This is a genomic window from Martinezella sp. CNPSo 3959 (assembly GCF_057784355.1).
This window is the reverse complement of the sequence record NZ_JBXSOV010000001.1, coordinates 1310979-1336618: the sequence shown is the minus strand read 5'-3', so window position 1 is coordinate 1336618 and position 25640 is coordinate 1310979. Positions and strand designations below refer to the sequence as shown.

The following is a 25640-nucleotide window of genomic DNA, read 5'->3' as shown; positions in this document are numbered from 1 at the left end:
GGAGATTGTTGAGAGTATGCCGCGCACTCTGTGAAACAAATCAGCCAGGTGTCAGCAGATGCGATGTTCGTTTCTGGCGATGGCTTGCGACGAATTTCCGATCTCCCCCCCTTGTGGGGGAGATGTCACGACAGTGACAGAGGGGGGATGTACCCTCCGCGAACTCCATAACCAACTATAAATTTCATCGCATCCTGATGCGAAAACATCAAAGGCGGCCCGGGCAAGATACCCCGGCCGCCTCGCCGCTCAGCGCGGTCCTGACATCAATAGGCGCTGATGCCCGTTCCCTTGTAAACCTTGTCGAACTCTGCCTTGACGGCGTCATTCTGGTAAGCAGCAACCAGCGTCTTAACCCAAGCCTCGTTCTCGCTGCCCTGCTTGACGGCGATGAAGTTGCGATAAGGATTGCCGTCGATCGGCTCCTGTGCAATGCGTTGCTTCGGCGTCAGGCCGCTCTTCAGCGCCCAGTCGGTGTTGACGACGGCTGCGTCCAGGTCGTCGATCGAGCGGCCGACGATGCCGGCGTCCAGTTCCTTGATCTCGACGTTCTTGGGGTTTTCAACGATGTCGGCGGTCGTGGCGAGAATGCCGGTGCCATCCTTGAGCTTGATCACGCCTTCGTTCTGCAGCACGCGCAGTGCACGGCCCTCGTTGGACGGATCGTTCGGTACGCCGATGATCGCACCCTTCGGAAGCTCTGCCACGGTCTTGTATTTCTTGGTGTAGAGGCCGATCGGCCAGACGCCGGTATAGCCGACGCTGACGATATGGTAGCCGTGCTGCTTGATCTGATTGTCGAGGTACGGCTTGTGCTGGAAAGCGTTGGCATCGATTTCGCCGCGCTCGAGGGCTTCGTTCGGCTGGGTATAGTCGTTGAAGACGACCGTCTCGATCTTCAATCCTTTCTTGGCGGCTTCAGCAGTCACGACACGCCAGACATCTTCGTCTTCACCGCTGATGATGCCGACCTTGATTGTCTTGTCTGCCGCGAAAGATGGCGTGGAAGTCGCCGTCCAGCCGAAAACGGCGACAGCGGAGGCGAGGATGGCAGCAAGGCCGGCGCGGCGGGAAAGGCGCAGCGCGTCAAAACCTCTAGAAAGCTTTTCAGTCATGGGAAATCCTGTTCCTGATGATCGAGATCAATATCTCGTTGACGGCTTAATCATCTCAGGCGCGTGTTCGTATAGCCAAGCAGGATCATGCGTTGCGCGCCGCACTTCTGAAAAACTCTTTTCAGTGCGGCGCAAAGCGCAAACTAATTTTCTATAAATATTGTAGATTATTTATGCGGCAAATGAGATTTTGCCTGATAAATGTGCAGATTAACGATGGATCGGGTCCTTCCAGAGGACTTCTTCCGGTTTTTCCACTGGTTCGATGTCGAGATTGACAACGACTGGTTCCTGCCCGGAGCGAACGAGAACACATTCCAGCGTTTCGTCACGGCTGGCATTGATCTCCTGATGCGGCACATAGGGCGGCACGAAGATGAAGTCGCCGGGGCCGGCTTCGGCGACGAATTCGAGGTTGTCACCCCAGCGCATGCGCGCCTTGCCCTTTACGACATAGATGATGCTTTCGAGGTCGCCGTGATGGTGAGCGCCAGTCTTGGCATTGGCGTGGATTGTCACGGTTCCCGCCCAGATCTTTTCAGCGCCGGCGCGCGCATGATTGATCGCGGTCGCGCGGTTCATGCCGGGCGTTTGTGCGGTATTCGGATCCAGCGCATTGCCGGGAATGATCTTGATGCCCTGTTCGCGCCAATCGATGGGCTGAGGATCGTGATCGTGCCCGTCGTGATGCTGATGTTCATGATCGCCGCACATGGGGTTCCCTTTGCTCTTGGGAGAGAGATTCGCGCGCCTTTCGTCGGCACGCGGCAATTTCATACTACGCGAAGTCATTCAAAAATAAAGAGAATTACAGAAAATTCTTAAAGAGGCTTTTCAAGTCGAGATTAATCTATAGACTTGATCAAGTTAAATGACCGGTGGGAACATTTCGTGTGTCCCGCGTTGCGCCGGTCACGAGATGGTTTGCCGCGCCACGCCCCGTTCTTTCGGCGCGCCAAGCCGACGAAGCAGCGCTTGGGTCTCGGAGGAGAGACCATCCATTTTCATACATGCGCCGGACTTCCAATTGAAAGGAGACAGACATGTCGAATGCCTTGCCGCCCCTTCATGAGGGTCATGCACCCATCACCCTGCAGCAGCTCTTCCGCGAAGCGCTCTATGCCTTCGAGGAATGGGACAGCGAAGTAACCGAACCGATCGTGACGTTCGAAGGACGCATCCATCCCATCAGCGTCGTGTTCGAAGCCATGCGCGAGTGCACAGACATCGTGCCCAACAATATCGTTTCGGCTGTGACCGAGCGGCTGACCAAGCCCTGGGAGGGCGAAGGTCCGCTTGACACGATGACCTTTTCGACGGCTGCCCGCGTGATGGGCGTTCTGGTTCGTAAAAGGCTGCTCGCCGTGAACAACGGCCTCAACGTTGCCGCCCTCGCTGCAGACGCTCAGGCGACGGAAAAATCTGACCGCTGAAAAGCGAAAGACCGTTTAAGGAAGGCCCGCCGGCACGCCCGCGGGCCTTCCGCATTTTCAGCGGCCGCCGACATCGAATTCCGGATCGACAGGGATCTGCATCGCCGTGACCAGATGGTTCGTCTGTCCGGCAAGGCCGATGACCGCCAGTAGTTCGGCGTGCTGGGCATCGGTCATCCCTTTCGCCTTCGCGGCGGCGGTGTGGGAATGGATGCAATAGCTGCAGCCATTGGCGGTGGAGACGGCAATGTAGATCATCTCGCGCACCAGCGGATCGAGCGCGCCGTCCGTCATCATCACCGCTTTCAGCCCTTCCCAGGTGCGCTTCAGCAGTGCCGGGTCGTTTGCCAGGCCGCGCCAGAAATTATTGACGAAATCGGATTTTCTCACTGCGCGAATATCGTCGAACACCGCCTTCACGGCCGGGATCGCCTCTGCCTCCGCATCATCGAGCAATTTAACCGTTGCCATTCCCTACATCTCCTTCAGCAAATCCATTTGGGTCGGACAATAGCGCATTTTATGGCGCTGGCGGCAGCGTAGAGCGCGAATTCATGCTGTCTTTTCGATTGCAAAAATCATGCATATGTGAAAAAACTATTCACATAAGAAAAGTAGAGCTCTCTGCAGAAACGTCGGCAGGGTTAGGAGGAGAGGCGCTTTGAGGACGCATCCGACTATCCGCATCGGCAGGCGATTGCTGAAATTCGAACGTGCAGCTCGCATATTGGCGAGCATAATGCGGCGCTCTGGGAGGAGTTCGACTTCGGGTTAGAGGTCGAGAGGTCGCGATGGATTTAGAAGGAGTTTTCCAATGACGCGCATCACCAATCTTCGCGTTTTCGATTTGCGCTTCCCGACGTCGCAGAGCCTCGACGGTTCGGATGCGATGAATCCGGATCCGGATTATTCGGCAGCCTATGTCATCCTCGACACCGACAAGCCGGGCCTTACCGGCCACGGCCTGACCTTCACCATCGGCCGCGGCAACGACATCTGCTGCATGGCGATCGAGGCGATGCGGCATCTGGTGGTCGGCACGGAGCTTGCGGCGGTTCTGGAAAACCCCGGCAAATACTGGCGGCATCTGACCAGCGACAGCCAGCTGCGCTGGATCGGCCCTGAGAAGGGCGCGATGCATCTGGCAACCGGCGCTGTCGTCAACGCCGTCTGGGATCTGCTCGCGAAGGAAGCCGGCAAGCCGGTTTGGCGGCTGGTGGCTGAGATGGATGCCGAGCGGATCGCCGATATCGTCGACTATCGTTACCTGACCGATGTGCTCACCCGCGATGAGGCCGTCGCCATCTTGAAGAAGGCGGAAGCCGGCAAGGCCGACCGTATCGCCACGCTCGAGCGCGAAGGCTATGCCTGCTACACGACATCGGCCGGCTGGCTCGGCTATGACGACGCCAAGCTGCGCCGCCTGTGCCAGGAGGCGATCGATGCCGGCTTCAACCATGTGAAGATGAAGGTCGGCCGCGATCTCGAAGACGATATCCGCCGTCTCACCATTGCCCGCGAGGTGATTGGCCCCGATCGTTACCTCATGATCGACGCCAATCAGGTCTGGGAGGTCAATCAGGCGATCGACTGGGTGAAAAAGCTTGCCTTCGCCAAGCCTTTCTTCATCGAAGAACCCACAAGCCCGGACGATGTTGCCGGACACCGCAAGATCCGCCAGGCCATCGGCCCGGTGAAGGTCGCCACCGGCGAGATGTGCCAGAACCGCATCATGTTCAAGCAGTTCATCGCGGAGGGCGCGATCGACATCGTGCAGATCGATTCCTGCCGCATGGGCGGTCTCAACGAAGTGCTGGCGGTTTTGCTGATCGCCGCCAAATATGGGTTGCCGGTCTGGCCGCATGCCGGCGGTGTCGGCCTCTGCGAATATGTGCAGCACCTGTCGATGATCGACTATATCGCCGTATCCGGCACCAAGGATGGTCGCGTGATCGAGTATGTCGATCACCTGCACGAGCATTTCATCGACCCCTGCATCATCCGCGACGCGGCTTACATGCCGCCGAGCCTGCCGGGCTTCTCGATCGAGATGAAGCCGGAATCGATTAAGGAATATACATTCAAGGGCTGAGGTTTAGCGTAGGTCGGCATTGTCGATGTGCGGGTACTTTATCAAGGGCAGAAGCTGTGCGATAGCTGCGCACTTCTGTCGGAGTATCGATGCATGCGAGTGATTTTTGCTGTTGTCCTGACACTTTTGTCCTCGCTCGCATTCGGAAACGCTGTAGCCGCCAGTGGTCGACAGTTCAGCGTCGCGACACCGGGCGGCAATGTTCTGGTCGAGAGCTTTACGAATAGCTCAGGCCCATCACGTCCGGCGGTAATCGTCCTGAGCGGCAGTCATGGTTTTGCTTCGCCCAGCTATGGCGAGCTTGGGCAGAGCTTGAATGCAGCAGGTCTGGACGCATATCTCGTTTACCTGCTCACACCCGCCGATCAGGCTGCTATCGCCCGTGCTGGCAGTTCACCCGCTCGTATCGCCTATTATGCGACGCGGTGGCAGGACTGGATCGCAACGGTTCACGGTATGGTTTCCTATATCAAGGGCCAGCCCCACCATACCGGCAAGGTCGGCCTGTTTGGCTTATCCCTCGGTGCACAGGCCGCCGCTGCCGCCTCGGCTGACAATAGCGATATCGCTGCGCTCGTGCTTGTGGACGGCGCATTTCCGGACGGTTATTCGAAGCCGGTGCGCTCCCTGCCGCCGCTTTACATCGTCTGGGGCGGTGCCGATCGGACCTTCCCCGTCTCGACCGCGCAGAACCTGCGCCAGATGGCTCTAGGTCTGGGCGGGTCTGTCGGCTTCAATGTCTACAAGGACGGGCCACATAACTTTTTTCTGAAATCTGGTGAGCAGGCTAAGGCTGCTCACCAGAGCGTCGTCGATTTCTTCGCATCGCGGTTATCGAGATAGAGCTTTACGGATTTGGTGAAGCAAATCCCGAGACGCTAGGACGATTTAGTTGTGCGCTTGAGCCAAGCCTGAACGACGGATGCATCGGCATCGTCAAACTCGTGGCCGCCCGGCACTGTTGCCAGTTCGACCTTTGCGCCGCCTTCGCGCAAGCGGTCCGTCAGCGGTTGGGCATATGGCCCGTACAGATCCTTTTCCCCGGCGACCACCAGCACATCGGCATCCGACATATCAGCCGCCGGCGGATTTTCGAGCACGGCCATGGAGCGCAGCAGCACAGCCCGGCGGATGAGATGCGGGTGCAGCGAGAGCATGGCGTTCAGCAAGTTGGCGCCGTTCGAATAGCCGATATAGACGATGCAATCGGGATCCAGCCCGTAGGCGTGGATCGCGCCGTCGATAAAGGCGGCGAAGGCTTCGGCCTCGCTGGCGATATCCGCCTGATCGAAGGACATCGGTCCATTGCGACGGAACCAGCGCGGCACTCCTTCCTCTAGCGCACGGCCACGCACGCTGAGCAAGGTCGCATTGGGATCGATCTCGTGACCAAGCGGCAACATCGTCGTTTCGTTGGCGCCGGAACCGTGCAGCAGAATGAAGACATTGTCGTTCGGCTCATCGGGCGTGAAGAAGCGATGGATGAAGGGCAGATCGCGATAGATGACGCGCGGCTCTCCGGGCATGGAGAACTGCGGCAGGATCACGTTCAGCTCGGCCAAAAGCTTCGGACTGTCGCCGGGAGCGAAGAGGCGCGTGCCAAGTGTTGCTTCATCCTCGTCGATCAACATGCCAGGCGCATCCGTGGCGAGTTCGAGCAGGATCTGGCCAGGTTCGCGGACATAGAGCGAGCGGAAATATTTGCGGTCATGCATCGTCGTCGGCCCGGAATCGATCGCCTGCAGGGCGGTGTGGACCGACTGCAATTCCGCATCGTCGGCGGCGCGAAAGGCGACATGATCGACCGTACCCGTACCCGGGGCGCTCGCCCAGAAGCCGCGGGCATCGCGGATGTCGAGGATATCGCCAGGCTCCGAGACGAGTCGGCTGATCGCCCCGCTGGTAGTAAGCGGCCGGTAGTCGAAATGGTCGACCAAAATGGCCTGTGTCTCCTCGGGCGTTTCGCTGAACAGCGTCGCGCCGCGGATGCGGCGGACCGCGTGCTCCTGCGGAATGGCATCGCTCACCCACGGCGCCGTTGCCTGGAGGGCATTGGTCCCGACAAGCTTGACGATGACGCCGTCCGGATCCTTCAATCGAAGCACCGGCTCACCGAATTCGTCGGAGGGGCCTTCGGGCTTGAGGCCGGCGCTCAGTGCACGCGTCAGCCAGAAACCGATGCTTGCCGGATCGATGGCGAGAGAGATTTCGCCGATCTGGCCGACGCCGGCGCGGCCGGGCGAACCATCCTCCCAGACAAGGAAAGTAATCAGCGAGCCGGGCGAACCCTTGGCGTCGCCATAGAGGAGATGAAGCTGGGTGGCGTCTTCAAAGCCGCCGGTGCGCTTGACGAGGCGCAGGCCGAGGAAGCCGACGTAGAAATCGACATTCGCCTGGACCTTGCGGGTGATCAGCGTGATGTGATGGATGCCGGCGACCATGGGATGCTCCAGACTGTTACTTCGTTCTGGTCGCTATTTAGGTCGAGGTCATTGTTCAATGCAATGCGCCGCCCGTGAAGGCACTGTTCACAAAAGCCGCTATTGCCGGAGTGGGCGGGAGGCGAGCATCAGTGCTCGCCAAGGCTGTCTTCCGGCGATCTGCGGCGGTGGCCGCTGATCTCGGAGCCGGCAGTGCGCGAGAAGCTGGCGTTCCAGATGACCGCGAGAAGCGCAATGGCCGTCACAACGATGAAGGCGACGGAAAAGTCGACCATTTCGGGCTTGCCATGGCCGAGGAACTGCGTCGAGCCATGGAGAGCAAGGGCTGCGACGCAGATGCCGAGGGAGAGCATCAGCTGTTGGAAGGTCGAGTAGAAGCTCGTCGCAATACTCATGCGGTCGCGCTCGATCTCGTCATAGGCGATCGTGTTGTAGGCCGTGAACTGGAACGACATGAAGAAGCCGCAGAAGAACAGGATCACGAAGATGACGGGCAACGGCCAATCCGGCTTGAAGATAGCGCACATGCCATAGCCGAGCGTGCCGATCAGGCCGAAGATGATGAGGGCGGTGCGGAAGCCGAGCGTGCGCAGGATGCGGACCTGCAGTGGCTTCATGGCCATCGAGCCGAGTGCCGTCGCAATGGCGATCTGGCCGGCGGCAGCGGCCGAAAGACCAAAGCCGAGCTGCAGCATCAGCGGGATCAGGAAGGGATGGGCGCCCTGGCTGATGCGCGTCAGCGAGCCGGCGATCACTGATGTGCGGAACGTCGGCACCTTCATCAAGGAGAAATCCATGATCGGCGAGGGGTGCTTGCGCGCATGGCGCAGATAGGCGATGCCGAACAAGAGGCCGATGGAGATCAGGAAGACCGCCATATAGCCCTCGCCCTCGCGGCTCGACATTTCGAAGCCGAAGAGCAGCGATCCCAGCGAAATGCCCGAGAGGATGAAGCCGGAGAGATCGAAGCGGCCGGTGCGCGGGCCCTTTACCTCCTCGATGAACATGGTCACGAGGATGAAGCCGATGATGCCGATCGGCACGTTGATGTAGAAGATCCAGCGCCAGTCGAGGTAGGTCACGAACAAACCGCCGACCGGCGGGCCGAGGATAGGGCCAACGAGCGCCGGGATCAGCAACCAGGACATGGCGTTGACCATGTCCTTGCGGGCAACGCTGCGCATCAGCACGAGGCGACCGACGGGCAGCATCATGGCGCCGCCGAGACCCTGTAGTAGCCGCGCGATCACGAGGAAGAACAGGTTCGGCGCCTGCGCGCAGAGAAGCGAGCCGACAACGAAGACCGCGATGGCGGATCGGAAGACGGTGCGCGACCCGAAGCGATCGGCTATGGCGCCGCTGGCGGGAATGAAGATTGCGAGGCTGAGAAGGTATGAAGTCAGCGAGATACTCATAGCCGGTGCACTGACGCCGAAGTCTCTCGCCATGGTCGGAAGGGCTGTTGCGAGCACGGTCGCGTCGAGCTGTTCCATGAACATCGCGCTTGCTACGATAAGCGCTACTACACGAAAATTCGGTGCGGCCCGCCGGGTCGGGGCGGCCTGGAATATCTGATCCGACATTGTCGGGGATCGCTCTCGATGGTGCGGTGGGGTCGTAAGACAGAACCGCAAGTCTGGTCATGGCGCGGAGGCCTATTTGAACGGCGGTTTGTATACTCCTGCTTGCACGCGATTGCTATATCAGAAATCGCAAATCCCATTCATGGGATGAAAAAATGACGCACATGCAGGGGCAAACGGCATCAAATAAACGTGAGGTGAATGAATAGGCGCGATATCGCGCCGAAATGCTCACGCTTGGTTTTTTCGCGTAAGATAATGTGCTCGTTTGAGCCGGATGCCAAAGGCGAAAAGACCGGTGCCAATTGGTGGTGGCACCGGTCCGAGGCGTCGTTTTCAGCAGGCACCGAGGCGATCAGTAGCCTTCGGCAAGCCCTGAGCCGGCACGGCTGTCCACGGCGCCGTTATAGCGGGCGCCACCGCCCTTGGCGATGTCGCTGAGGCTCTTGCCCCCGACAAGGATGCCGGCCGCCTGGCCCCAGATCGGCCAGCTGTTGTCCACCTGAACCGTGTAGCCCATGCCGGTCAGAAGCTTGATCGTATCGGGCGAGAGCGCGCGCGGCTCCATGTAGACCTTATCCGGCAGCCATTGGTGATGGATGCGCGGCGCGTCGATCGCCTCCTGAATGTTCATGCCGAAATCGATGACGTTGATGATCGCTTCCAGCGTGATGGTGATGATGCGCGAGCCGCCGGGGCTGCCGATTACCATGAAGGGCTTGCCATCCTTGGTGACGATCGTCGGGCTCATGGAGGAGAGCGGCGTCTTCTTCGGCTGGATGGCATTGGCCTCGCCCTGCACCAGGCCGTAAAGGTTGGGCACGCCGGGCTTGGAGGTGAAATCATCCATCTCGTTGTTCAAGAGGATGCCAGTGCCAGGCGCAACGACGCCGGCACCGAAGGAGCCGTTCAGCGTATAGGTAACGGCGACGGCATTGCCGTCATTGTCGATGATCGAATAATGCGTGGTCTCGTGGCTTTCACCGAGGCCTTTCGGCATCAGGTCCTTGGAAACGCCGGCCTTGTACGGAGAGATGCCGTCGCGGATCTTCTGGGCATAGGCCTTATCCAGCAGCTTGCTGACGGGGTTGTCGACGAAGTCGGGATCGCCGAGTGCCGAGTTGCGGTCGACATAGGCATAGCGCATGGCTTCGACCATGTAGTGGACCGTGTCGGCCGAGGCATAACCTGTATAGGAGAGCGGATAGCCTTCCAGCACATTGAGGATTTCGCAGATGATGACGCCGCCGGAGGAGGGCGGCGGCGAGGAGATGATCTCATAGCCGCGATAATTGCACTTCACGGGCTCGAGCTCGCGGACTTTGTATTGTTCGAAATCCTGGTTTGCGAGAATGCCGCCCTTGTCCTGGCTTGCCTTGACGATAGCGTTGGCGACCGGCCCCTTGTAGAAGCCATCCGGTCCCTGATCGGAAATGCCGGATAGGGCGTTGGCGAGATCCGGCTGCACCAGCTTGTCGCCCGTGGCAAAGGGCTTGCCGTCTGACTTGGTGAAGATTGCGGCGGTGGCCGGATCGCGAGAAAGCCACTTCTTGCCCTCGTTCAGTTCGGCGGCATCGGCCTGGTTCAGCGTGAAGCCTTCCTTGGCATAGCGAATGGCCGGCGCGATTAGATCCTGGCGGGACTTGGTGCCGTATTTCTCGCGGGCCGTCTCGAAGCCCATGACTGAGCCCGGAACGCCGACGGCGAGATAGCCGTCCGTACTGGCGCCTTTGACGATATTGCCCTTGTCGTCGAGATACATGCCTTTGGTCGCCGCCAGGGGCGCGCGCTCGCGGAAGTCGAGGAAGGTCGTCTTGCCGTCGCGCATGCGGATGGTCATGAAGCCGCCGCCGCCGATATTGCCGGCGGTCGGGTAGACCACGGCCAGCGCATAGCCGACCGCAACGGCTGCATCGACGGCATTGCCGCCATTCTTCAGCACTTCGACGCCGACATCGGTGGCGAGATGTTGAGCAGTGACCACCATGCCATGCTCTGCCTCGACCGGTGGCGGCGCGGCAGCTCTGGCGGTGACGGAAAAGAGAGCAAATGTGACCAGGGTTACCGACGAAATCGCCCGCTGGCGGAAGTGGCGCATGATGAATATGCCTCCCATTGTTATCTTGATGGAAAATCGCCAACGAATGACATGGCGTCGTGCGCGAAAATGGCGATATCCGCCGTCACAATTTTTTAATGGAGCGATCCCGCCGCGGCCGAAAGCCGGCGCACTATGTCTTCCATGCACTACTACGGATAATTTCGGTCCGCCTGCCGCGCGGAAAATCGCTTCGCACTTGCAATATTTCTTTTATTAGTTGAATCTATTTTAGATTGTTGCTTGTCGAGGCGAGTATTGCGTGGAGGGTGATCATGGCCGTGACGAAGCTCGAGCAATGGAAGAGCGAGCGCAGGATCAAGACCAGGCCATTCATCGTTGGCGAAAGGACGCATGTCGTGGAAATCGAATGCGACCATTGCAGCCGACGTTTTCTTCGATGGGCATCGACGGCAGCCGCCTATTGGCGCTGTGACGATTGCACCACAATTATTTAAGCTACCCGTTCCGTTACGCGATCAGGATGGCGCGGAAGTCGTTGACGTTCGTTCCCGTGGGGCCTGGGACGAAGAGATCTCCGATCGCGTTGAAGGCCGTCCACGCATCGTTGTTTGCCAGCATCTCAGCCGGAACCATTCCAGCCTTGCGCAGCCGTGCCACGGTGCTCGCATCTGTAAAAGCGCCGGCATTGTCCTCGCTGCCGTCGATGCCATCTGTGTCGGCGGCCATGGCGTGAATGCCGGCATGGCCGTCGATATCGATGGCCAGCGACAGCAGGAACTCCGAGTTTCGCCCGCCCTTGCCGTTGCCTTTCAAGGTCACCGTGGTTTCGCCGCCTGACAGTAGCACGATCGGCTTGGCGAAGGGCCGGTTGCGATGAAGCACCTCGCGGGCAATCGCGGCGTGGACATGCGCAGCTTCGCGGGCCTCGCCCTCGATGGCATCGGAGAGGATGGCCGCCTCGATGCCGGCGGAACGCGCCACCTCGGCGGCAGCTTCCAGCGAGACGCCGGCAGAGGCGATGACATGCACTTCATTGCCGGCAAAACGAGGATCATCCGGGCGCGGCGCATCCGCCTCAACTTTCTCGATATGGGCGAGAACGGCCGGCGGCAGTTCGATGTGGTAGAGGCGGATGAGATCGAGCGCTTCGGCGCGCGTCCCGAGGCCGGGTACGGTCGGGCCGGAGGCCACCAGGGCAGGGTCGTCGCCGGGAATGTCCGAGACGACGAGCGAGAGGACCTTGGCCGGATAGGCCGCGGCAGCCAACCTGCCACCCTTGATGGTCGACAGGTGTTTGCGAATGACATTCATCGCCGAGATCGGCGCGCCGGAGGCGAGCAGCGCCTTGTTGACCGCGATTTCGTCCGCAAGGCTCAGGCCGTCCGCCGGCGAGGGAAGCAGCGCCGAGCCGCCGCCTGATATCAGTGCGATCACCAGATCGTCCTCAGTCAGGCCCCCGACGAGTTTCAACAATCGACGGGAGGCAACGAGGCCCGCTTCATCCGGCACAGGATGGGCAGCTTCGATGATCTCGATCCGGCGGCAGGGGGCGGAAAATCCGTATCGCGTCACGACAAGGCCTTCCAGTGGGCCATCCCAGCATTGCTCCAGCGCGGCCGCCATCTGTGCAGATCCTTTGCCGGCGCCGATAACGATCGTGCGACCCTTCGGTTTGGCAGGCAGATGCGCGCGAATGCCGGTCAGCGGATCGGCTGCGCGAACCGCGGCATCGAACAGCGAGGTCAGGAAGGCGCGGGGATCGGTAACGGTCATATCGAATTGCCTGTCTGCTAGAGCGTTTATACGCAATTCCGGACGGAAAACCGCCACGCACTTTTCCTGAAATTGCTTCTCAGAGCCTGTAACCATTTGGTGGCTTAACTGGCTGGAAGACGCAAGGGCCACGAACTGCAATTGTGTCCTGCGCGATGAATCCCTATGTAGAAGGAAAGGGTTTCCCGCTTTTATTTCAAGGATTTTCGACATGGCCGAACTGAAAGTGAAGACGAGGCAGACGGGCGCGACCGCTACGGTCGGCCGCACCGGCTTTCCGCATGTGACGTCGGTGACCGGCGGTGAGATCGACATCGTCACTTCGCCGTCGCAGCCGGGTTTCAATCCGCTTGATCTGCTCTATTCGTCGCTCTCGGCCTGCCTGGTCTTGAGCGCCCGCATGGCGGCCAGCAGCCTCGGCGTGCTCGACAAGCTCACGGAAGTGACTGCTGTCGTGACAGGGGAAAAGGCAACCGAAGGCCTTTCGCGCGTGGAGAAATTCAACATCGCTTTCACCATCAAAGGCGATTTCGGCGACGAGATCCGGAATGCCATCGCGCATGCCGCCGAGGATGAGATCTGCACCGTGAGCAACACGATCCGCGGCAATCCGCAGTTCGAGACGACGATTTCGGGGTAGGGCCCAAAAGCCCCTCATCCGCCCTGTCGGGCACCTTCTCCCCGTTTTGACAGGGAGAAGGGGATGGCCGCACCGTCACAGTTCCCTCTCGGGATGCTAAGTTGGGTGAGGTTACCGAGGTCATTCCCTCTCCCCGCGTGCGAGGAGAGGGTTAGGGTGAGGGGCAATTTCGTCACTCCGACGGAAACTCAAATCCCTCAAGATAAGGCCCAAGCTCCGGATCGATATCAACCTTCACGGCATTGCTGTAGATCGCCGTTGCGATCATGATGCCGGCGAAAGCGACGAGGTTAGCAAGCGTCGGCTCATCGTAGCGGGCCTTCAATCGATCCCAAATCCCCTCCGGAATGGCGTTGGAATCCCTGACGATCGCCTTGCCGAATTCGATCAAGAGAGCCTCGTCTTCGCTCGGCACGATCGTTTCCGGCGTCAGGCCGGCATTGATCAGCGCACGCCGGAAGAAGCCGACCGGGATGATCGAGCGGCATTCGATCGCAATGGCATGGCAGAGCAGCCAGACGGCGCGATCGTCCAGCGCCGGGCGCAGTTCTTCGCGCAGGGGAAACCATTCGGCATAGATGCGATGCGCCACCGGTGAGTGCAGCAATGTCCGCTTCATATTCGTCATGCGGCCGCGCAATTGTATTTCGCGATCGTGTTCGGCTCGCACGGCCTCGGAAGCAGTCTCGTAATCGATCGGCGTGATATGGCTCATATCAGTCTCTTATCGCGGGCTCTGTTACTGCGCTGCCGCAGCCGATTTCGTGAAGAAGCGGTTTTCCGGGCGCGGCAGGCCGAGGTGTTCGCGCAATGTCGTGCCTTCATAGTCGCGGCGGAAGATGCCGCGGCGCTGCAGCTCTGGAACGACGCGGGTGGTCACGTCAAGCAGGCCTTGCGGCAGGAAGGGGAAGACGACATTGAAACCGTCAGAGCCTTCCTCATGCAGCCATTGCTCCATCTCGTCAGCGATACTCTCAGGCGTGCCGACAAAGGCGAGGCCGGCATAGCCGCCGAGGCGCTGGGCAAGCTGGCGCACGGTCAGCTTCTCCGATTCGGCAAGCGCGATGACGCGTTCGCGGCCGCTCTTGCTGGCATTGGTCTCCGGAATCTCCGGCAGCGGGCCATCGGGATCAAACTTGGAAGCGTCATGCCCTAACGCGATCGAGAGCGATGCAATAGCGCTGTCATAATGAACGAGGCTATCGAGCTTTGCCCGCTTGGCCTTTGCTTCCTCAATCGTGTCGCCGACGACGATGAAGGCGGCGGGCAGGATCTTCAGATGATCCGGATTGCGACCGATCGCCTTCATCCGCCCCTTGATATCGGCAAAGATCGACTTGCCGTCTGCGAGGTTGCGCGGAGCTGCGAAGACGGCCTCGGCCGTTTCTGCGGCAAGCTGGCGGCCGGCATCCGATTGCCCGGCTTGGACGATGACGGGCCAGCCTTGCGGCGGTCGCGCGATGTTAAGGGGTCCGCGGACGCTCAGTTCCTCGCCCTTGTGCCCGAGAACATGCATCCGCTCGGGATCGAAGAAGATGCCGCTTTCGGGATCGCGGAGAAAGGCATCGTCGGCGAAGCTGTCCCAGAGGCCAGTGACGACATCATAGAATTCGCGGGCGCGATGATAGCGCTCGCCATGTTCCATATGTTCTTCGAGGCCGAAATTAAGCGCGGCATCGGGATTGGACGTAGTGACGATGTTCCAGCCGGCACGACCGCCGCTGATGTGATCGAGGGAGGCGAAGCGACGGGCGATGTGATAGGGCAGATCAAAGGTAGTGGAAGCGGTGGCGACGAGGCCGATCCTGTCAGTCACGGCGGCGAGCGCCGAAAGTAGGGTGAAGGGCTCGAAGGAGGTCACAGTGTGGCTGCGCTTCAAAGCTTCGATCGGCATGTTGAGAACCGCCAGGTGATCGGCCATGAAGAAGGCGTCGAACTTCGCCTTTTCCAGTTCCTGCGCGAAGCTCTTGATATGCTGGAAATTGAAGTTGGCGTCCGGATAGGCGCCGGGATAACGCCAGGCGCCGGTATGCAGGCTGACGGGACGCATGAAGGCCCCGAGCTTCAATTGCTTCTGTTCGGTCATGGGCTCTCTCTCGAAAATCGCCAGGCTGTCGTGAAGTAGCAACGGCATTGCCCGTAAGGCAATGCACTACGACGTAGGCGTGCCGGTCGCGCATTCAAAGAGCCGATTTCATTTATTTGATCGCTTTCGCGGAATATTCATCCGGCCGGGCTTTCAGCCACGTTCTATCCGGCAAAAACCTTCACAAGCCAATCTATGAAGACGCGGACCCGCGGCGAAAGCTGGCGGCTGCGCGGATAGAGCATCGAGACGGGTGTTCGGGTCGGTGGATAATCCTCAAGGACATGCAGCAGCTCGCCCGATCGTAAGGCTTCCTCTGCGTGGTAGCGCGGGACCTGGATCAGGCCGAGACCGAGCTTGGCCGCCGCGAAGTAACTCTCAGCCGCGTTGACGGAGATGGTGGCCGGCAGGGTGATTTCGCGCGCGGCGCCATCGATCTGGAATTCCAGCGGCAGCAATCCGCCCGTTGCGGAAGAGCGGAAGCCGATCATCCGATGCCCGTCGAGCTTCTCCGGATGGGCGGGCATGCCGAACCGTTCGACATAGGCGGGCGCCGCAAGCGTCACCTCTTCCAGCATCGTGACGCGGCGGCCGATCATGTCGCTATCCTGCAGCGTGCCGACGCGCAGCACGCAGTCGATGCCCTCGCGGATCAGATCGACGAACCGGTCGCCCTCGGTGATCTGCAGTTCGATATCGGGATAGGTTTCGAGGAAGGAAGGAAGATTCGGCAGGACGAAGTGCCGCGCAAGCGTGCCGTGCACATCAACTCGTAGCACGCCCTTTGGCTTTGCCCCGGCAAAGGCGCCTTCGGCATCCTCAACATCGGAGAGGATGCGCAGGCAGCGCTGGTAATAGGCTTCGCCGTCGAGTGTCGGGCTCACATGCCGCGTCGTGCGCTGCAGCAGGCGCACGCCAAGGCGGGTCTCGAGCTGCTTGATTGCGTCCGTCACCGTCGAGCGGGGCAGGCCGGTGTCTTCGGACGCCAGCGTGAAGCTGCGCCGTTCCACGACCCGGCAAAACACCCGCATGGCATCGAATCTGTCCATATTATTTGTTCGCTGATTTCGGATAGTGATGCCGATTAATGGTCGATTATCCGCCTCATGAAAAGAGGCATCTTCTCCTCATCGAAAGGCGCTACGGCGCAAAGCAACGAAGGATGAGGAAAATGAGCAGCAATTCCAACAAAATAGCAATCGTTACCGGCGCATCCCGCGGCATCGGCGCCGCGATCGCCGAGCGTCTGGCCGAAGACGGCTTCACCGTTGTCATCAACTATTCCGGCAGCGAAGCAGCCGCCGAGGAACTCGCTCGCAAGATCGAGGAAAAGGGCGGCAAGGCGCTGACCGCGAAAGCTGATGTCTCTGATGTGGATGCCGTGCGCCGCATGTTCGATGCGGCAGAAACTGCCTTCGGCGGTGTCGATGTCCTCGTCAACAATGCCGGCATTATGCAACTGGCCAGGATTGCCGATGCCGACGACGCGCATTTCGACCGCCATATCGCCATCAACCTCAAGGGCACGTTCAATACGCTGCGCGAAGCCGGCAGGCGCCTGCGTGACGGCGGGCGTATCGTCAATTTCTCGACCAGCATCGTCGGCCTCAAGCTCGAAACCTACGGCGTCTATGCCGCAACGAAGGCGGCGGTCGAGCTTCTGACCGGCATCATGGCGAAGGAGCTGCGCGGCCGCTCGATAACGGTCAATGCCGTCGCACCCGGCCCGACGGCCACCGATCTCTTTTTGAACGGCAAGAGCGACGAACTCATCGATCGTATGGCCAAGATGAACCCGCTGGAGCGCCTGGGCACGCCGCAGGATATCGCCGCCGCCGTCTCCTTCCTCGTCGGCCCGGACGGCGGCTGGATCAACGGCCAGACGCTACGCGCCAATGGCGGCATGATCTGAGCCAACTTGGCGGCAGGGCTATTCCTGCCGCTCTCCAATTCATCGTCAATAACAGCCAATCCTCTGAAGGAACAAGATCATGAGCAAGCAAGTCATCGTCATCACTGGCGCATCGAGCGGCTTCGGGGCTCTGACGGCACGCGCGCTCGCCAAGGCAGGCCATACGGTCTATGCCGGCATCCGCGAAACCAATGGGCGTAATGCGGCGCAGGTCGAGGCAGCGGCGGCTTTCGCCAAGGAGAACGGCGTCGATCTCAGAACCGTCGAACTCGATGTCGCCTCGGATGCTTCCGTCGAAGCCGGCATTGCCGCCGTCATCGCCGAGCAGAGCCGCATCGACACCATCATCCACAATGCCGGCCACATGTCCTTCGGCCCGGCAGAAGCCTTCACGCCCGAACAGTTCGCCGAACTCTACGACATCAACGTGCTCAGCACCCAGCGCGTCAATCGAGCCGTGCTGCCTCATATGCGCAAAGAAGGGAAGGGGCTGGTGGTCTGGGTCTCCTCGTCCAGCACGCGGGGCGGCACGCCGCCCTATCTCTCGCCTTACTTCGCTGCCAAGGCGGCCATGGACTCGCTTGCCGTGTCCTATGCGTCTGAATTGACACGCTGGGGCATCGAGACCGCCATCATCGTTCCCGGCGCCTTTACGAAAGGCACCAACCATTTTGCCCATTCCGGCTCGCCGGCCGACAAGGCTCGTGCCGCCGAATACGACAATGGTCCTTATGCAGGTGTTCCCGATCAGGCACTGAAGGGGCTCGCCTCGCTGGAGCCGGCCGACGCAGATGCAGCCTCGGTTGCGACCGCGATCGTCGATGTGATCGACATGCCGTTTGGCACACGCCCGTTCCGCACCCATATAGACCCCTCGGAAGATGGTGCGGAAATCGTCAATGGCGTTGCCGATCGGGTGAGGGCAGAACTCTTCCGGCGCATCGGCTTGGAGGATTTGCTGAGACCTGTCGTCAAAGGCTGAGACCGCATTGCTATCTCCCAGCGTCAAATCGCCGCTTCTGTGCCACAGGAGCGGCGATGACTGACGTGCATCGAAACTATTTTGTGCAGGACGGCATTCCAAGCCTTAGAGTTTCGTACTAAAGCGAATCCTTCAGAGGGTCGGGAGATATCCATGGACGCGAAGGACATTGGCGAAATTGCCAGCTGGCTCATGCAGGCCGGCCTTAAGGGAATGACGGAAGTCGATATCCTCTCTGGTTTCTGCGAGCAGTGCCGTCAGCATGGTCTCAACATCGATCGGGCCATGGCGCTGATGGATACGCTGCATCCGGTCTATGAAGGACGCGCCTTCCGCTGGGACGGCAATCAGATCATCGAGCGCGAGTTCGAATATGGCCCGACGCAACAGGGGATCGCCTCTGAAAACTGGCAGCGTTCCGCCTTCTATCACATGCTGACAACGGGCGGAGACGAGGTGCGCCGGCGTATCGGCTTTGGCGACCCGACCGATTTTTACGGGCTCGATACGCTACTGGCCGATGGTCACACGGACTACATCGCCATGATCCACCGTTTCGAAGAGGGCGGCACGATCGGCGAGATGGATTGCTTCTATTCCAACTTTGCCACCGCGCACGAGGTCGGTTTTCCGGAGGAAGATCTGCGCGTGCTGCGCAAGCTGACGCCCGCGCTGGCTTTGGCGATCAAATGTACCGGCATGAGCCGCATCGCCCGCACCATCGCCGAAGTCTATCTCGGCGAGGATGCCGCCCGGCATGTGCTTGAGGGCAAGATTACCCGCGGCAAGACCGAGCGGATTTCGGCCGCACTCTGGTTTTCCGATCTCGCCAATTACACGCGCATTTCCGATACGGCCGAGCCGGATGAAATCATCCCTATGCTGAATGCCTATGCCGACGCGGTCATCTCCTCGATCCATGAGGCGGGCGGCAACGTGCTGAAGCTGATCGGCGATGGCACGCTGGCGATCTTCAAGGCTCGTAATTCCGCCGATGCCTGCGCTGCCGCCCTGATGGCGGAATCGCTGCTGCGTCAGCGGCTGCGCGACCTCAACGCGCAGCGGCAGATCGAAGGCCGGCCCGTGACGGACGTCTATCTCGGCCTGCATATCGGCGATGTCTTCTACGGGAATATCGGCAGTATGGACCGGCTGGATTTCACGGTGATCGGCCCGGCCGTCAATGAGGTCAGCCGCATCGCTTCGATGTGCCGGTCGGCCGACCGCAACGTCCTGATGTCGTCGAATTTCGTCGAGGCGCTGTCAGGCCAGCAGAGCAACGATCTCGTTTCCGTCGGCCGCTATGCGCTGCGTGGCGTCAACCGGCCGCAGGAATTGTTCACGCTGCTCTCCTCGGCGGCCTGACCCGTTGGCAGTGACCGCTTTCAGCGACGGCCGGCCGCAAACATCGGGCCGCCTTTGCTTGCCGGAAAGCCATAGCCATTGATCATGACAAGATCGATATCGCTGGCGCGATCGGCGATGCCTTCCGAAAGTAGGGCATCGCCTTCGTCCATCATGGCTTTCAGTAAGCGGCTGACGATCTCTTCCGCGGTGAAGCTCTTCGGGACGATGCCTTTTTCGGCGCGCGCGGCTTCGATCATGGCCGTTACCTCGGGATCAACAGTCCGTTTGCCGTCGGGGTAGGCATACCAGCCGCGGCCGGTCTTCTGGCCGAAGCGACCGGCTTCGCAGAGCTGGTCGGCGATGACGACGTATCGTTCCGCCGGATCGCGCGTCGCGGCCTGCCGCTTGCGGCGTGCCCAGGCGATTTCCAGACCCGCCATGTCGAACACCGCAAAGGGCCCCATCGGAAAGCCGTAGGCCTCCAGTGCTGCGTCGATTTCCTGCGGCGAAGCGCCATCCTCGACCATGTATTCCGCTTCGCGGCGATAGGCGGAAAAGATGCGGTTGCCGATGAAGCCTTCGGTGACGCCAGACACCACAGGCAGCTTGCCGAGCCGCTTTGCCAAGGCAATGGCTGTCGCCAGCACATCCGGCGCCGTCTGCTTGCAATTCACCACCTCCAGGAGCCGCATGATATTGGCGGGCGAGAAGAAGTGCAGCCCGACGACACGCTCTGGCCGTTGTGTTGCGGCAGCGATCACGTCGGGGTCGAGATAGCTCGTATTGGTGGCAAGAATCGCGTCGGCACGAACGATCGTATCGAGGCGCTGGAACAGCTCGGTCTTGACGGTGAGATCGTCGAAGACAGCTTCGATGACGAGATCGGCCCGCAGCAGCTGCTGCATGTCGGCGGTGACGGTCAGCCGGCCCAAGCGATCTTCTCGCTCCGCCGCATCGAGGCGGCCGGATTGCACGGCCTTGTCGAGGAGGCCGGTGATGCGCTCGCGTCCCTTTTCCGCGACCTCGGCACTCTGCTCGACGCCGATGACCCGGTAGCCGCCATTGAGGGCGGAGACGGCAATGCCCGATCCCATCAGGCCGGTGCCGACGATGCCGATGGTTTCGATCTTGCGCGGAGCGACGGTCTCCAGCCCGTCGACCTTGCCCGCGGCGCGTTCCGCGAAAAAGACATGACGCAGGGCTGCGGCCTCTTCGCTGTCGCGGAGGGCAATAAATGTGCGGCGTTCCTCGGCCAATCCTTCTGATAAAGAGACGGTCGCCGCTAGGCGCACGAGGCGGATGGCTTCGGCCGGTGCACGTTGGCCGCGTGCCTTGCGCAATGCGTCCGATGCCGCCTTGTCGATCGCATCTGTAGCTTCCGGAGGAACCGTCAGCGATCCCGTGCGGCGCAACGATGCGGCGTTGGTCATCTTGGCGTCGGTGATAGCTTCAGCGATCAATTCGCCTTTGGCGACGCCATCGACGATGCCGAGCTTGAGAGTTTCGGCGGCGGATACGATGCGTGCATTGGCGATCATGTCGATGGCGGCGGCGCTGCCTGTCAGACGCGGCAGGCGCTGTGTGCCGCCGGCACCCGGCACGATGCCGAGCTTGACTTCAGGAAGGCCGAGCTTCGCGGTCGGCGCGGCAAGGCGACGATGGCAGGCGAGCGCCACTTCCAGGCCGCCGCCAAGCGCAACACCGTTGATCGCGGCGACAACGGGTTTCGGAGAGGATTCGATGCGGGAGATGATATCAGGTAGATGCGGCTGGACCGGCGGCTTGCCGAATTCCTTGATATCGGCGCCGCCGATGAAGCTGTTGCCCGCACCGGTGAGCACGACGCCCTTAACCGCGCCGTCTTTTTCAGCGTGATCAAGCGCCGCCATGAGGCCGGCCCGGACATCGGCGGAGAGCGCGTTGACCGGTGCGTTGTCTATGGTGACGACGAGGATCCCATCGGCCAGCGCCGCCGAGATGGTGTCCGAAAAGCGCAATGCCGACATGATGTTCCCTGCCTGTCTGGTGTTATTCCGGGATCACGGCCGTGGCCTGGATCTCGATCTTGGCACGATCCTCGACTAGGGCGACGACTTGTACGGCGGCCATGGCGGGGAAGTGCCGGCCAATGATCTCACGGTAGGCCTGGCCTATGCCTTTAAGGTTGCCGAGATACTCGGTCTTATCGGTGAAATACCAGGTCATCGATGTGATGTGCTTCGGCTCGGCGCCACCCTCGGCAAGAATGGCGACGACATTCTTCAATGTCTGGCGCACCTGCTCGACGAAATCGTCGCTTTCGAATTCGCATGCGGCATTCCAGCCGACCTGGCCGCCGACGAACACCATACGGCCCGTCGCCGCCATGCCATTGGCATAGCCGATCGGCTTGGCCCAGCCCTCAGGTTGCAGGATGGTGTGCATCGGTCGTCTCCAGATGAGAGGTCAGTGCGGCGCGGAGGTCATCCGGCCATTCAATGGATCTATGCGTATCGAGCGAGGTGGCGACGACGCGGTGTTTGGCCGTCCACAGCACATGGCCGTTTGTCGAAACCTGATGTTCGAGATCGAGCGAGGAGCGGCCGACACCATGGACCGAAAGCGCGAATTCGAGATCGTCACCCTGCAGGCCCGGCTTCATGAAGGTCAGATCGAGCCGCACGGTGGGGACACCGATGCGGCGGTCGTCGATCAATTTTCGCCAGGAAAAGCCGATCGAGGCGAAATAGTCTTCCAGCACCCCGACGAGGATGTTCAGATAGGACGGGAAATAGGCGATCCCGGAGGGATCGCAATCTCCGAAGCGCAGGGGTCTGGTGGTCTTGAATGCCAAGGTAAGCCTCAGTTCGAAAAGGCGGCGATGCCTGTTATGGCGCGGCCGAGGATGAGGGCGTGGATGTCGTGCGTGCCCTCATAGGTGTTGACCACCTCAAGGTTGACGAGATGACGCGCGACGCCGAACTCGTCCGAGATGCCGTTACCACCAAGCATGTCGCGGGCAGCGCGGGCGATATCCAGCGCCTTGCCGCAGCTGTTGCGCTTGAGGATGGAGGTGAGCTCGACTGGCGGATGGCCCTCTTCCTTCATGCGGCCGAGGCGCAGGCAACCCTGCAGGCCGAGCGTGATCTCGGTCACCATGTCGGCAAGCTTCTTCTGGATCAGCTGATTGGCGGCAAGGGGACGGCCAAACTGCTTGCGGTCGAGCACATACTGGCGTGCCCTGGCATAGCAATCCTCCGCCGCGCCGAGCGCACCCCAGGCGATGCCGAAGCGTGCGGAGTTGAGGCAGGTGAAGGGGCCCTTGAGGCCGGATACGTTCGGCATCAGGTTTTCTTCCGGCACGAAGACATTCTCCATCACGACTTCGCCGGTGATGGAAGCACGCAGGCCTACTTTGCCGTGGATGGCGGGTGCCGATAGGCCCTTCCAACCTTTTTCAAGGATGAAGCCACGGATGAGGCCATCCTCGGTCTTTGCCCAGACGACGAAGACATCGGCGATCGGCGCGTTCGAAATCCAGGTCTTGGCGCCAGTCAGGCTGTAGCCGCCATCGACTTTCTTTGCGCGGGTCACCATCGAGCCGGGATCCGAGCCATGGTTCGGCTCGGTGAGGCCGAAGCAGCCGATCCATTCGCCAGTCGCAAGCTTCGGAAGATATTTCTGCTTCTGAGCGTTCGAGCCGAAGGTCTCTATCGGCACCATGACGAGGGAAGACTGAACGCTCATCATCGAGCGATAGCCGCTGTCGACGCGCTCGACTTCGCGGGCGATGAGACCATAGGCGACGTAGCTGAGGCCGGCGCCGCCATATTCCGGGGAGATCGTCGGGCCTAGTAGGCCGAGTTCACCCATTTCGCGGAAGATCGCCGGATCGGTCTTTTCGTGGCGGAAGGCTTCGAGGACGCGGGGCGCGAGCTTTTCCTGCGCATAGGAATGGGCGGTATCCAGCACCATTCGTTCGTCGTCGCTCAGCTGCTCCGTCAGCCGGAACGGGTCGGCCCAGTCGAAAATCTCGCGGCTCATGCTGGTATCTCCCATTAGAGCGTTTCAGTGTTTCCAGTTAGCACTGAACCGCTCAAGTTTTTTGTTCACGCAATTCCGGGCGGAAAACCGCTTCGCACTTTTCCTGGAATTGCTCTAGGTCTTCAAAAGTTCGCGCGCGACGATGAGTTTCTGAACTTCCGTCGCACCTTCATAGATGCGAAGCGCGCGGATCTCCCGATAGAGTTTTTCCGTTATCTCGCCCGATTTCACGCCGCGCCCGCCAAAGAGCTGGACGGCGCGGTCGATGACACTCTGCGCGGTTTCCGTCGCCGTCATCTTCGCCATGGCCGCCTCGCGCGTCGTCGGCAATCGCTGCACGTCGCGACGCCAGGCTGCCCGGTAGGTGAGCAATGCCGCCGCGTCGATGCCGGTCGCCATATCGCCGAGGGCGGCCTGCGTCAACTGAAGGTCGGCCAGCGCCGCGCCGAACATCGGACGTGACCGCGCATGGGCAAGCGATTCATCAAGCGCGCGGCGGGCGAAACCCAGGCCGGCAGCGGCGACCGAGGCGCGGAAGATATCGAGCGTGCGCATGGCGATCTTGAAGCCTTCGCCGGGCGCGCCGAGGCGGCGGGAAGCGGGAATGCGGCAGTTCTCAAAACAGATCGTTGCCAGTGGATGCGGTGCGATCACCTCGATGCGCTCAGCAATCGAAAAACCGGGATCATCGGCAAAGACGATGAAGGCAGAGATGCCGCGGGTGCCCGGCGCTTCGCCGGTGCGAGCAAACACGGTGTAGACGTCTGCAATACCGCCATTGGAAATCCATGTCTTCTCACCGTCGAGAACATAGTGATCGTCGTCGAGACGCGCGGCACAGCTCATTGCCGCCACATCGGAGCCGGCATCCTTTTCCGACAGCGCGAAGGCGGCAAGCCAGTTGCCCGAGCGAACTTTGGGCAGAACGGCCGAGCGCAACGCGGGCGAGCCGGAGAGGCCGATTGCACCGGTGCCAAGCCCCTGCATGGCAAAGGCGAAATCGGCCAGGCCGTCATGCCAGGCGAGCGTTTCGCGGGCGAGGCAGACCATGCGGGAATCGATCAGCGGCTCGCTGTCGGAAGACCCAGTGGCGGCGGTTAACAGCCCGGCTTCGCCCAGCGCCTTGACCAGCTTCCGGCACGCACCATCGACATCGGTGTGATCGATCGAAGCCATGATGCCCGACCTTGCGAAGGCATCGACCTCGGCGGCAAACCGGTGGTGGCGCTCTTCGAAGAAGGGCCAATCCAGATGATCGCGTGTCGGGCCGGGGAGGCTGCTTGCCGTGGACATCCCTCAATCCCCCTGGAATTCCGGCCGGCGCTTGGCCGCGAAGGCTTCAAAGGCGCGGCGGAAATCCTGCGTCGCCATGCAGATCGCCTGCGCCTGCGCTTCGGATTCGATCATTTCGTCGATGCCCATCGCCCATTCCTGGTTCAGCATGGTCTTGGTCATGCCATGGGCGAACCATGGGCCGTCGGCCAGCGAGCGGGCGAGCTTGACCGCTTCCTGCTCCAGATCGGCGCTTGCGTGAAGACCGTTATAGAAGCCCCAGGCCTGTCCTTCCGCTGCCGTCATCGATCGGCCGGTGAAGAGGAGTTCGGCGGCGCGGCCCTGGCCGATGATGCGGGGAAGGATGCCGCAGGCGCCCATATCGGCACCGGCAAGGCCGACACGGGTGAAGAGGAAGGCTGTCTTTGCCTCTGGCGTCGCGAGCCGCAGATCGGAGGCCATGGCGAGGATAGCGCCGGCGCCGGCGCAGATGCCGTCGACTGCCGCAATGATCGGCTGCGGACATTTGCGTATTGCCTTGACGAGATCGCCGGTCATGCGGGTGAAGGCCAGAAGCTCGGGCATTGCCATGCGGGTCAGCGGCTCGATGATCTCGAAAACATCGCCGCCGGAGGAGAAATTGCCGCCGGCGCCGGTCAGCACGATGGCGCGGATATCGGATGCATAGACGAGATCGCGGAAGAGATCGCGCAGTTCGGCATAGCTATCGAAGGTCAGTGGATTCTTACGTTCGGGACGGTTGAGGCGGATGGTGGCGACACGGCCGTCTTCGCTGACGTCCCAAAGGAAGTGCTCCGGCTTGTAGTCCTTGAAGGGCTTCAGATGCCCCTTCATCGTCATATCCCGATCGCTCATCCC

The 25640-nt window shown here is 60.7% G+C and carries 24 protein-coding genes; 8 read left to right on the top strand and 16 right to left on the bottom strand.

The window, feature by feature from the left end; genetic code table 11:
* Window positions 1-266 precede the first annotated feature (266 nt).
* A complete protein-coding gene (locus AC13RE_RS06640; protein WP_488562356.1) occupies window positions 267-1115 on the bottom strand; it encodes a MetQ/NlpA family ABC transporter substrate-binding protein in 849 nt (282 codons plus the stop codon).
* Window positions 1116-1325: 210 nt separating this feature from the next.
* Window positions 1326-1829, bottom strand: a complete 504-nt coding sequence (locus AC13RE_RS06635) for a cupin domain-containing protein (protein ID WP_488562355.1) — start codon at window positions 1827-1829, stop codon at window positions 1326-1328.
* Between the two features lie 329 nt (window positions 1830-2158).
* Here AC13RE_RS06635 and AC13RE_RS06630 point away from each other — a divergent pair, with 329 nt between their 5' ends.
* Window positions 2159-2548, top strand: coding sequence for a BRA0787 family protein (locus AC13RE_RS06630; protein WP_488562354.1), 390 nt, complete (start codon window positions 2159-2161; stop codon window positions 2546-2548).
* Window positions 2549-2605: 57 nt separating this feature from the next.
* On the opposite strand, the gene AC13RE_RS06625 is transcribed toward AC13RE_RS06630, so the two are convergent.
* Window positions 2606-3019 (bottom strand): carboxymuconolactone decarboxylase family protein, encoded by a 414-nt coding sequence (locus AC13RE_RS06625; RefSeq protein WP_488562353.1) that lies wholly within the window; start codon window positions 3017-3019, stop codon window positions 2606-2608.
* A 343-nt stretch (window positions 3020-3362) separates the two neighbouring features.
* Here AC13RE_RS06625 and AC13RE_RS06620 point away from each other — a divergent pair, with 343 nt between their 5' ends.
* Both AC13RE_RS06620 and AC13RE_RS06615 read left to right on the top strand, forming a co-directional pair.
* Window positions 3363-4640, top strand: a complete 1278-nt coding sequence (locus tag AC13RE_RS06620; protein WP_488562352.1) for an L-fuconate dehydratase — start codon at window positions 3363-3365, stop codon at window positions 4638-4640.
* Between the two features lie 93 nt (window positions 4641-4733).
* Window positions 4734-5483, top strand: coding sequence for a dienelactone hydrolase family protein (locus AC13RE_RS06615; RefSeq protein WP_488562351.1), 750 nt, complete (start codon window positions 4734-4736; stop codon window positions 5481-5483).
* A gap of 35 nt (window positions 5484-5518) precedes the next feature.
* Here AC13RE_RS06615 and AC13RE_RS06610 read toward each other — a convergent pair whose 3' ends face one another.
* From AC13RE_RS06610 to ggt, 3 genes are all read right to left on the bottom strand, one after another.
* Entirely contained in the window at window positions 5519-7081 is a 1563-nt protein-coding gene (locus AC13RE_RS06610) for a VOC family protein (RefSeq protein WP_488562350.1), read from the bottom strand.
* A gap of 128 nt (window positions 7082-7209) precedes the next feature.
* Window positions 7210-8664, bottom strand: coding sequence for an MFS transporter (locus AC13RE_RS06605; RefSeq protein WP_132717426.1), 1455 nt, complete (start codon window positions 8662-8664; stop codon window positions 7210-7212).
* 355 nt (window positions 8665-9019) lie between these two features.
* Window positions 9020-10762, bottom strand: a complete 1743-nt coding sequence (gene ggt, locus AC13RE_RS06600; protein ID WP_488562349.1) for a gamma-glutamyltransferase — start codon at window positions 10760-10762, stop codon at window positions 9020-9022.
* Window positions 10763-11037: 275 nt separating this feature from the next.
* Between ggt and AC13RE_RS06595 the strand changes: the two genes are divergently transcribed.
* Window positions 11038-11220, top strand: coding sequence for a hypothetical protein (locus tag AC13RE_RS06595; RefSeq protein WP_488562348.1), 183 nt, complete (start codon window positions 11038-11040; stop codon window positions 11218-11220).
* A gap of 13 nt (window positions 11221-11233) precedes the next feature.
* Here the strand turns inward: AC13RE_RS06595 and AC13RE_RS06590 are convergent, their stop codons facing one another.
* Window positions 11234-12499 carry a glycerate kinase type-2 family protein gene (locus AC13RE_RS06590; protein ID WP_488562347.1) on the bottom strand — a complete coding sequence of 422 codons (1266 nt, stop codon included), beginning with the start codon at window positions 12497-12499 and terminating at the stop codon, window positions 11234-11236.
* A 211-nt stretch (window positions 12500-12710) separates the two neighbouring features.
* Here AC13RE_RS06590 and AC13RE_RS06585 point away from each other — a divergent pair, with 211 nt between their 5' ends.
* Complete coding sequence (locus tag AC13RE_RS06585) at window positions 12711-13139, top strand: OsmC family protein (protein ID WP_132717423.1); 429 nt, start codon at window positions 12711-12713, stop codon at window positions 13137-13139.
* A 172-nt stretch (window positions 13140-13311) separates the two neighbouring features.
* On the opposite strand, the gene AC13RE_RS06580 is transcribed toward AC13RE_RS06585, so the two are convergent.
* From AC13RE_RS06580 to AC13RE_RS06570, 3 genes are all read right to left on the bottom strand, one after another.
* Window positions 13312-13854, bottom strand: a complete 543-nt coding sequence (locus tag AC13RE_RS06580; protein ID WP_488562346.1) for a carboxymuconolactone decarboxylase family protein — start codon at window positions 13852-13854, stop codon at window positions 13312-13314.
* Window positions 13855-13878: 24 nt separating this feature from the next.
* Window positions 13879-15225: an LLM class flavin-dependent oxidoreductase gene (locus AC13RE_RS06575; protein ID WP_488562345.1), complete on the bottom strand. Its 1347-nt coding sequence runs from the start codon at window positions 15223-15225 to the stop codon at window positions 13879-13881.
* Window positions 15226-15389: 164 nt separating this feature from the next.
* Entirely contained in the window at window positions 15390-16274 is an 885-nt protein-coding gene (locus AC13RE_RS06570; RefSeq protein WP_488562344.1) for a LysR family transcriptional regulator, read from the bottom strand.
* Window positions 16275-16396: 122 nt separating this feature from the next.
* On the opposite strand from AC13RE_RS06570, the gene AC13RE_RS06565 reads away from it, so the two are divergent.
* From AC13RE_RS06565 to AC13RE_RS06555, 3 genes are all read left to right on the top strand, one after another.
* The gene (locus tag AC13RE_RS06565; RefSeq protein WP_488562343.1) at window positions 16397-17137 is read left to right on the top strand and encodes an SDR family oxidoreductase; all 741 of its coding nucleotides are present in this window, start codon (window positions 16397-16399) and stop codon (window positions 17135-17137) included.
* 79 nt (window positions 17138-17216) lie between these two features.
* Window positions 17217-18119: an SDR family oxidoreductase gene (locus AC13RE_RS06560; RefSeq protein WP_488562342.1), complete on the top strand. Its 903-nt coding sequence runs from the start codon at window positions 17217-17219 to the stop codon at window positions 18117-18119.
* Between the two features lie 153 nt (window positions 18120-18272).
* Window positions 18273-19484 carry an adenylate/guanylate cyclase domain-containing protein gene (locus AC13RE_RS06555; RefSeq protein ID WP_132717417.1) on the top strand — a complete coding sequence of 404 codons (1212 nt, stop codon included), beginning with the start codon at window positions 18273-18275 and terminating at the stop codon, window positions 19482-19484.
* Window positions 19485-19504: 20 nt separating this feature from the next.
* On the opposite strand, the gene AC13RE_RS06550 is transcribed toward AC13RE_RS06555, so the two are convergent.
* The 6 genes from AC13RE_RS06550 to AC13RE_RS06525 all read right to left on the bottom strand — a co-directional run bounded on the left by AC13RE_RS06550 (window position 19505) and on the right by AC13RE_RS06525 (window position 25637).
* A complete protein-coding gene (locus AC13RE_RS06550) occupies window positions 19505-21472 on the bottom strand; it encodes a 3-hydroxyacyl-CoA dehydrogenase NAD-binding domain-containing protein (protein WP_488562341.1) in 1968 nt (655 codons plus the stop codon).
* A gap of 22 nt (window positions 21473-21494) precedes the next feature.
* Entirely contained in the window at window positions 21495-21890 is a 396-nt protein-coding gene (locus tag AC13RE_RS06545) for a RidA family protein (protein WP_488562340.1), read from the bottom strand.
* Window positions 21868-22299, bottom strand: coding sequence for an acyl-CoA thioesterase (locus AC13RE_RS06540; RefSeq protein WP_488562339.1), 432 nt, complete (start codon window positions 22297-22299; stop codon window positions 21868-21870). The genes AC13RE_RS06545 and AC13RE_RS06540 overlap by 23 nt, the downstream gene beginning before the upstream one ends.
* An 8-nt stretch (window positions 22300-22307) precedes the next feature.
* Complete coding sequence (locus tag AC13RE_RS06535; protein WP_488562338.1) at window positions 22308-23489, bottom strand: acyl-CoA dehydrogenase; 1182 nt, start codon at window positions 23487-23489, stop codon at window positions 22308-22310.
* A gap of 114 nt (window positions 23490-23603) precedes the next feature.
* A complete protein-coding gene (locus tag AC13RE_RS06530; protein WP_488562337.1) occupies window positions 23604-24782 on the bottom strand; it encodes an acyl-CoA dehydrogenase family protein in 1179 nt (392 codons plus the stop codon).
* Between the two features lie 3 nt (window positions 24783-24785).
* Window positions 24786-25637: an enoyl-CoA hydratase family protein gene (locus tag AC13RE_RS06525; protein WP_488562336.1), complete on the bottom strand. Its 852-nt coding sequence runs from the start codon at window positions 25635-25637 to the stop codon at window positions 24786-24788.
* Window positions 25638-25640 lie beyond the last annotated feature (3 nt).

Bases quoted from the DNA above. Each gene is read 5' to 3' on its own strand.
- AC13RE_RS06640 (WP_488562356.1), bottom strand. From the start codon at position 1,115: ATGACTGAAAAGCTTTCTAGAGGTTTTGACGCGCTGCGCCTTTCCCGC.
- AC13RE_RS06635 (WP_488562355.1), bottom strand. From the start codon at position 1,829: ATGTGCGGCGATCATGAACATCAGCATCACGACGGGCACGATCACGAT.
- AC13RE_RS06630 (WP_488562354.1), top strand. From the start codon at position 2,159: ATGTCGAATGCCTTGCCGCCCCTTCATGAGGGTCATGCACCCATCACC.
- AC13RE_RS06625 (WP_488562353.1), bottom strand. From the start codon at position 3,019: ATGGCAACGGTTAAATTGCTCGATGATGCGGAGGCAGAGGCGATCCCG.
- AC13RE_RS06620 (WP_488562352.1), top strand. From the start codon at position 3,363: ATGACGCGCATCACCAATCTTCGCGTTTTCGATTTGCGCTTCCCGACG.
- AC13RE_RS06615 (WP_488562351.1), top strand. From the start codon at position 4,734: ATGCGAGTGATTTTTGCTGTTGTCCTGACACTTTTGTCCTCGCTCGCA.
- AC13RE_RS06610 (WP_488562350.1), bottom strand. From the start codon at position 7,081: ATGGTCGCCGGCATCCATCACATCACGCTGATCACCCGCAAGGTCCAG.
- AC13RE_RS06605 (WP_132717426.1), bottom strand. From the start codon at position 8,664: ATGTCGGATCAGATATTCCAGGCCGCCCCGACCCGGCGGGCCGCACCG.
- ggt (WP_488562349.1), bottom strand. From the start codon at position 10,762: ATGCGCCACTTCCGCCAGCGGGCGATTTCGTCGGTAACCCTGGTCACA.
- AC13RE_RS06595 (WP_488562348.1), top strand. From the start codon at position 11,038: ATGGCCGTGACGAAGCTCGAGCAATGGAAGAGCGAGCGCAGGATCAAG.
- AC13RE_RS06590 (WP_488562347.1), bottom strand. From the start codon at position 12,499: ATGACCGTTACCGATCCCCGCGCCTTCCTGACCTCGCTGTTCGATGCC.
- AC13RE_RS06585 (WP_132717423.1), top strand. From the start codon at position 12,711: ATGGCCGAACTGAAAGTGAAGACGAGGCAGACGGGCGCGACCGCTACG.
- AC13RE_RS06580 (WP_488562346.1), bottom strand. From the start codon at position 13,854: ATGAGCCATATCACGCCGATCGATTACGAGACTGCTTCCGAGGCCGTG.
- AC13RE_RS06575 (WP_488562345.1), bottom strand. From the start codon at position 15,225: ATGACCGAACAGAAGCAATTGAAGCTCGGGGCCTTCATGCGTCCCGTC.
- AC13RE_RS06570 (WP_488562344.1), bottom strand. From the start codon at position 16,274: ATGGACAGATTCGATGCCATGCGGGTGTTTTGCCGGGTCGTGGAACGG.
- AC13RE_RS06565 (WP_488562343.1), top strand. From the start codon at position 16,397: ATGAGCAGCAATTCCAACAAAATAGCAATCGTTACCGGCGCATCCCGC.
- AC13RE_RS06560 (WP_488562342.1), top strand. From the start codon at position 17,217: ATGAGCAAGCAAGTCATCGTCATCACTGGCGCATCGAGCGGCTTCGGG.
- AC13RE_RS06555 (WP_132717417.1), top strand. From the start codon at position 18,273: ATGGACGCGAAGGACATTGGCGAAATTGCCAGCTGGCTCATGCAGGCC.
- AC13RE_RS06550 (WP_488562341.1), bottom strand. From the start codon at position 21,472: ATGTCGGCATTGCGCTTTTCGGACACCATCTCGGCGGCGCTGGCCGAT.
- AC13RE_RS06545 (WP_488562340.1), bottom strand. From the start codon at position 21,890: ATGCACACCATCCTGCAACCTGAGGGCTGGGCCAAGCCGATCGGCTAT.
- AC13RE_RS06535 (WP_488562338.1), bottom strand. From the start codon at position 23,489: ATGAGCCGCGAGATTTTCGACTGGGCCGACCCGTTCCGGCTGACGGAG.
- AC13RE_RS06530 (WP_488562337.1), bottom strand. From the start codon at position 24,782: ATGTCCACGGCAAGCAGCCTCCCCGGCCCGACACGCGATCATCTGGAT.
- AC13RE_RS06525 (WP_488562336.1), bottom strand. From the start codon at position 25,637: ATGAGCGATCGGGATATGACGATGAAGGGGCATCTGAAGCCCTTCAAG.